The sequence below is a fragment of the Deltaproteobacteria bacterium genome, assembly GCA_016931625.1.
Classification (GTDB): Bacteria; Myxococcota; XYA12-FULL-58-9; order XYA12-FULL-58-9; family JAFGEK01; genus JAFGEK01.
In genome coordinates this window covers 1-6,195 of sequence record JAFGEK010000076.1, presented here as the reverse complement: position 1 = coordinate 6,195, position 6,195 = coordinate 1, and the positions used below count along the sequence as shown (strand labels likewise).

Genomic DNA, 6,195 nt, shown 5'->3' with positions numbered 1-6,195 from the left:
GAAGTAACACAAAAACTCTATGAGCAATATGAAGCTTTTCGTAATCGTAAGCTTGATGGTTTTGATATAGCATATTTATTCATTGATGCTGTTTATGAACCATTACGTCGTCATGGCTGTAAAACCGCAGTTATGTGCGCCTGGGGTATCTGCACTGACGGTCGTAAAGTGTTGTTAAATTTGGTTAGTGGCAATACTGAGAGCTACGCCACTTGCATTGAATTTCTTCGCGATATGGTGAAACGAGGATTGGCAACACCATTGACAGTAACAACCGATGGTGCACCAGGTTTAACAAAAGCAGTTGAAGCTATGTGGCCCAAAGCATGGCGCATTCGCTGTTGGTTTCGCCTCCCGATGCTTGGGCAGATTTCAAGGCATTGGTAATCGATGTTCGTGATGCACCAACTTATAAAGAAGGTATGGCGCGCATAAAGCAGTTAATCGCTTTAAAAAAATCTGAATTCCCCGAAGCCTGTCGCTGTTTAGAAGATGATTTGGAATCATCTTTAAATCATTTACATGTGCCATTTCGTCATAGGCCATTAGTGCGAACTACAAATTTGGTTGAGTGTACTTTTGTTGAAGAAAGGCGACGGACCAAAACAATACCGCATTTATGGGATGAACAAAGTGCAGTTAAATTAGTATTCGCTGTATTGATTCGTGTTAAGTATAGGCAGTTTATATATTGGCTCCTTAAAAGCATTAATTAATGATCATTTCAGGCGACTTGAACAGCTCTGTGATGAATTACGAATTCCAGTGCATCGTTGGCATGGAGACATTTCTTCGTCGCAAAAAAAACGGTTACTAAAAGAGCCAAGAGGAATTCTTCTAATTACACCTGAATCTCTTGAATCCATATTTGTCAATCATGGCCACTACATTAGCCATTTATTTGGAAGTATCGGTTCAATAGTTATCGATGAGTTGCATGCATTCATCGGCAGTGAACGTGGACGACAATTGCAATCACTATTGCACCGTCTAGAAAGTAATATCCAACGTAGAATTCGTCTCATTGGGCTTAGTGCTACCTTGAGTGATATGATCAGTGCAGCACAATTTATTAGTCAAAATAATTGGAATGATGTTGTTCAACTAACTTCTAGAGATGGAGGTCAAGAAGTTAAACTTCAAATTCGAGGTTATATATCTAAAAGATTACCTTCTACAAATAATCAGATTAATGACGAGTTAGAGTCTATCGACGACACCAATGAATCAATTACAACACATATTTTCAAAACCCACCGTGGTGTACACAATTTAATATTCTGCAATAGCAGGCAGGATGTAGAAAGCTATACCGACAAATTAACACGTATGTCCGAAGCCGATAAGTTACCAAATGAATTTTTTCCACATCATGGTAGCATGGCAAGAGAGCTACGACTAGACATAGAAGAACGACTTAAACAAGGCCATCTACCTGTAAACGTGGTTTGCACTTCAACCTTGGAAATGGGGATAGATATCGGTTGTGTAGCCGCTATTGCGCAAATAGGTGTTCCCAACAATGTTTCGTCACTAAGACAACGACTAGGCAGATCGGGTAGAAAAAAAGGAGACCCTGCTGTATTAAGAATCTACATTGAAAAACAAGAGCTAAGCCAACAGTCCTCATTGCAAGACATGATTCACCCTCAACTGATTCAAGCGATAGCTATGACACGTCTTCTAATAAGACGATGGTACGAGCCGCCTGAAAAAGGTAGACTTCACCTCTCCACACTGGTCCAACAAATATTATTGATTATTGCACAATATGGAGGCACTACTGCACAACAAGCGTGGAATTGTCTTTGTCAAGAAGGTCCATTCAAAGGAATCGACCAGTCTCAGTTTACAGGGCTTTTACGTTCTCTTGGTAAGGCTGACGTTTTAATGCAGGCTAATGATGGCACCATTTTGCCGGGCACTATTGGTGAAAAAATAATTAATTACTACTCGTTTTATACTGTCTTTTCTACACCAGAGGAATACCGCCTTATCACAGCCAAACGAACCCTTGGTACTTTACCTGTAACTTACCCAATAATGGAAGACTCATTTTTGATTTTTGCCGGGCATCGGTGGCAAGTAACTTCAGTAGATTTAAAAACTAAGACAGTTTTCGTTGTCCCATCAACAGGAGGAAAACCTCCGCAATTTTCTGGTGGAATAGGCAACGTCGCTGACGTTATCAGCAAGGAAATGCTCGAAATATTAAAAGAAATTGATATACCAGATTTTCTTAACGACACTGCGGGCAAATTTTTACGAGAAGCACGAATAAATTTTATTAATTTAGGATTGGCAGAATCGGTAATTATTGAATACGCTGGGGATTCACTTTTATTTCCTTGGCGCGGCGATAAAATAATTAACACAATAAGAATAATGTTGCAAAAAAGAGGACTTACCGTTACCCAAGATGGGATTGCTATAACGGTCCAACACTGCAAAAAAGATAAGTTGTTAAATATTCTTGATAATATTATGCTATATTTTGCCACCATGGCGACTATCACTCTCAGCAACATTTCTAAGACGCTATCAATAGGTGGCGCTCAACTGCCGGGAACTTTTTTATCTAAGCTTTTTCGTAAACCGGGTACACCGAAAGTATCGTCTTTTAGTATTACCGGACTTAATCTCACAATACCCGATGGAAAGGTAATGGTTATCCTCGGCCCAAGCGGGTGCGGAAAAAGCACAATCTTACGGATTATGGCGGGGCTCATAAAACCAGATATAGGGCAAGTGCTTTACGACAATGTCGACATGTACCAAACTCCGCCAAGTGCGCGCGGTATTGGTATGGTTTTTCAAAACTACGCCTTGTATCCACATTTAAATGCTCGCAAAAATTTATTGTCTTTCTTCATGTTTAAACGACGAACGCCAAAACTCGACGCTACAGCACAAGCAAAGCTACAGCGAACTAGTCAACTATTAGGGGTAGACATTCAATATCTTTTTGGTAAAAAACCCAATATGCTCTCTGGTGGTGAGCGCCAACGAGTTGCGCTAGGGCGTTGCATCACTCGTGAACCAAAATTGTTTCTGCTCGACGAACCGTTCTCTAACCTTGATCAGCAACTTCGCGAGAAATATCGCCTGCATCTCAAGATATTGCTGCGGCAGTTCAATATAACCACTATCTACGTTACCCATGATCAACAAGAGGCAGCCTTGCTCGCTGATTTAATAACGGTCATGCGTGCCGGAAACATCGAACAAATTGGAACCCTAGAAGAAATATATGAAAAGCCGAAAAACATTTTTGTCGCCGAGTTTTTAAATCTCGATACTGAAATATCTGCTATCAACTTGCTCTCTGGTGACAGCATCAGCAAAACTTACAGTGGTTTGAATATCGGTGTGCGCCCTGAAGAGATTGCTTGGGGTGCTGGCAATACAACAGTGCGCGGTCGCATTGTAGACCTGCACCATAACACGATTAAAAAAATTTCATTACTTAATGTAAAAATTGGCCACAGCCAGCTCACCGCTCGTCTTGCCCTAGACAAATCTCTTCCTTGTACGGGTGAGGCAATCCTTAATTTAAATAAATTTCATTTATTCGATTGTACCTCTGGGATAAGATTACGAACCATTGGATGCGAAACAAATACCGGGCATTAATACCTAAACCTACCTAAAAAAACGGTGCGCAAAAGGCGGTTGGGATAGCTCTGCAGCTCACACTTTTGGGTAGAGGCGCCGAAAATCGAAGCGCCCTAGTTTTTATCGTTATATTGTAAATACAATAATTTCATCCAACTTGAAAATAATAAATTACGCTTTACGATGAGCCTATTCGATGTGCGAAGCAAGTGGTCAGGCAGGTGCCTAAGCAATTCTGCTCTGCCCTACCCCGCAGCAGCTTTACGCCAAGGGTGAATAGCCTCAAAAACTTTGGCTTTATTAGATGTTTCTTCTTCAAGGTCAAAGTCTTCTTGCAAGCCCAACCAAAACTTAGCGGATACGCCAAAATAAGCAGCTAGACGAAGTGCCGTATCAGCAGTGATACTACGAGAGCCTGCGCAAATTTCTGCTATACGAGTTGCGGGCACACCAATATCTTTAGCCAATCGATAACGAGTGATTTCGTTGGGTTTAAGAAACTCTTCTTCTAAAACCTCACCAGGATGAATGTTGGGTAGTTTTTTTGGTTTCTTCATTTTTTCATTCTCCGTGATAATCGACAATTTCAACGTCAAAAGCATCACCATTGCGCCAAATAAAACAAACACGCCACTGTTGATTGACGCGAATACTATGCTGACTCTTTCGGTCACCGACAAGCGCTTCAAGACGATTGTTAGGTGGAATTCTCAGGTCGACAATTCCTCGCGCATTATTCAACATACGCAACTTTCGCCGCGCCACAGATTGAATATCTGTCGGTAGTCTTCGCGATAATTCACCATCCCAAATCTTTTCGGTTTCTTTATCGCGAAAGCTTTTAATCATTATTTAAATATAATACCGTGTCGCGTTAATAACGTCAAGCGGGCATAGCACAAGGTAATATTGTCTTATACTAAAGTATTTTCATCTTCGAGCAAGAACCAACCTTCATATATTTATCGTATAAACGTTGAAACTAGTGGCAACGCTGCGACAATGTACTTGCGGCAGCTGATTTAGATGCTTTACTGCTTCGCACGTTTCGTAGTATTAAAGACAGTGTATTAAAGACAGTGTCCCCTATAACGCCCTATAACGCTATAACGCGTTCAGGGTTTTGAACGCTTGCAACAAGTTTTAGCGTAAGTCATGGCGCCGCAAAACCATGAGCGTAGCATTAAGCCTGAGCCGCAGAGGTTTGGCTGCCGAAACCAACATTCGCGAACACTACCCACGAGCAGTATGGTGAAGTCCGCGGCAAATTCTCCCGGGTAGATGGTATGGCGTAGGTGAATCACTCACCGGCTAAGATTTCTCCAAGCTGCGGTAGAAACTTGGCAAGCGGTATAATTTCTACACCAGACTCATGCGCCGCACGTGTGCCCGTGTAGAGCAAATAGCATTTAGCCATCGGATAGTCGTCACGAAAAGCCGCAAGGCCGCGGTGATCTTCAGCTCGCAAATGTGCGCCAGCTTTAACTTCGATAGCGACAAGACCGCGCTCACCGTACAGAACAAAATCAACCTCGGCACCAGTAGTGCTACGCCAGTAATAGAGATCATATCCTAGCTGAGCGTTGCTATTGTGAGCACGTAGCTCTTGCAAAACTAGTGTCTCTGCCGCTGGTCCTAAAATCTCGGCCTCACTGTCGAGAGGTCCGCGTGGTCGTAAAGCGCGAAATAGCCCGACATCAAAAAAATAGAATTTAGGGTGTAGTACCAGCCGCCGTTTTGCCTTACGCACAAAAGGTTGCAAACGAATGCCGATAAGCAAGTCTTCGAGAATGGCGAAGTATGATTCGATGAGTTTGCGTTCAGCAGCAGCGTCACGTGCGACTGAAGAAATATTGAGCACGGCGCCTTGTGAGAAGCTAGCGGTCTCGAGAAACCGCGCAAAGGTAGCAAGTCGCCTGGTTAGCCCCTCTTGTTGTATTTCTTCATTGAGATAGGTGCTGACATAACTTTTAAGAAATGCGGTTGGGTTGGGATCGACATATACAAGTGGCAATTGACCATAAACCAGGGAGTGCGCCAATGAAAAATCAGCACCAAGCTCAGCAGCCGTAAGGGGATACATCTCTCGCAGATGGGCGCGACCAGCCAGGAGATTATAACCGCCATGTCTTAATTTACGCGAGCTAGAACCAGTTAAAACAAACCGCAGATGTTTTGATTCGATTAGTCGGTGAACTTCATCAAGTAGCGCCGGCACTTTCTGAACTTCATCAATGACAACGCACTCCCGCCAGCCTACGGGAATGATTCCTTCTAGTCGCTGCGGTTGCGCGAGTAGTGTCGTGAAAATCTCACTATCGAGAAGGTCAATAAAGAGCGCTTTAGGCAAAGCGTTTCTGAGCCAGGTAGATTTACCGGTGCTACGCGGACCAAAAAGAAAGAAGCTGCGCGTATCGGTGAGTGCAATATTTCTGGAGTACATAACTCCATTATATGTGCAATTTGGAGTTTTGACAACCAAATTGCAACATCACGTGTTACTGATACGGTATATGTCCGCAGTATAAGCACGGGTAAATGTCCGCGATCAACATGGGCAAGGTGTAGTAGTTTGTCATG

Annotated in this window: 6 protein-coding genes; 3 read left to right on the top strand and 3 right to left on the bottom strand. The window is 42.9% G+C overall.

The genetic code is table 11. The annotated features are described in order from the left end of the window. From JW841_06770 to JW841_06760, 3 genes are all read left to right on the top strand, one after another. The coding region (locus JW841_06770) for a transposase (protein MBN1960631.1) at positions 1-387 on the top strand (387 nt) is incomplete at its 5' end. Then, positions 327-716: a transposase gene (locus JW841_06765; GenBank protein MBN1960630.1), complete on the top strand. Its 390-nt coding sequence runs from the start codon at positions 327-329 to the stop codon at positions 714-716. The genes JW841_06770 and JW841_06765, both read left to right, overlap by 61 nt. Then, positions 667-3,633, top strand: coding sequence for an ATP-binding cassette domain-containing protein (locus JW841_06760; GenBank protein ID MBN1960629.1), 2,967 nt, complete (start codon positions 667-669; stop codon positions 3,631-3,633). Before JW841_06765 ends, JW841_06760 begins: the two co-directional genes overlap by 50 nt. A 227-nt stretch (positions 3,634-3,860) precedes the next feature. Here JW841_06760 and JW841_06755 read toward each other — a convergent pair whose 3' ends face one another. The 3 genes from JW841_06755 to JW841_06745 form a co-directional block, all read right to left on the bottom strand. Further along, positions 3,861-4,172, bottom strand: a complete 312-nt coding sequence (locus tag JW841_06755; GenBank protein ID MBN1960628.1) for a HigA family addiction module antidote protein — start codon at positions 4,170-4,172, stop codon at positions 3,861-3,863. A gap of 4 nt (positions 4,173-4,176) precedes the next feature. Continuing rightward, positions 4,177-4,464: a type II toxin-antitoxin system RelE/ParE family toxin gene (locus JW841_06750; protein MBN1960627.1), complete on the bottom strand. Its 288-nt coding sequence runs from the start codon at positions 4,462-4,464 to the stop codon at positions 4,177-4,179. A gap of 451 nt (positions 4,465-4,915) precedes the next feature. After that, positions 4,916-6,058 carry an ATP-binding protein gene (locus JW841_06745; protein MBN1960626.1) on the bottom strand — a complete coding sequence of 381 codons (1,143 nt, stop codon included), beginning with the start codon at positions 6,056-6,058 and terminating at the stop codon, positions 4,916-4,918. Between the last annotated feature and the right edge of the window lie 137 nt (positions 6,059-6,195).

What these genes read in the sequence shown, in the direction of transcription:
- JW841_06765 (MBN1960630.1), top strand. Translation starts at nt 327, where the DNA reads ATGGCGCATTCGCTGTTGGTTTCGCCTCCCGATGCTTGGGCAGATTTC.
- JW841_06755 (MBN1960628.1), bottom strand. Translation starts at nt 4,172, where the DNA reads ATGAAGAAACCAAAAAAACTACCCAACATTCATCCTGGTGAGGTTTTA.
- JW841_06750 (MBN1960627.1), bottom strand. Translation starts at nt 4,464, where the DNA reads ATGATTAAAAGCTTTCGCGATAAAGAAACCGAAAAGATTTGGGATGGT.
- JW841_06745 (MBN1960626.1), bottom strand. Translation starts at nt 6,058, where the DNA reads ATGTACTCCAGAAATATTGCACTCACCGATACGCGCAGCTTCTTTCTT.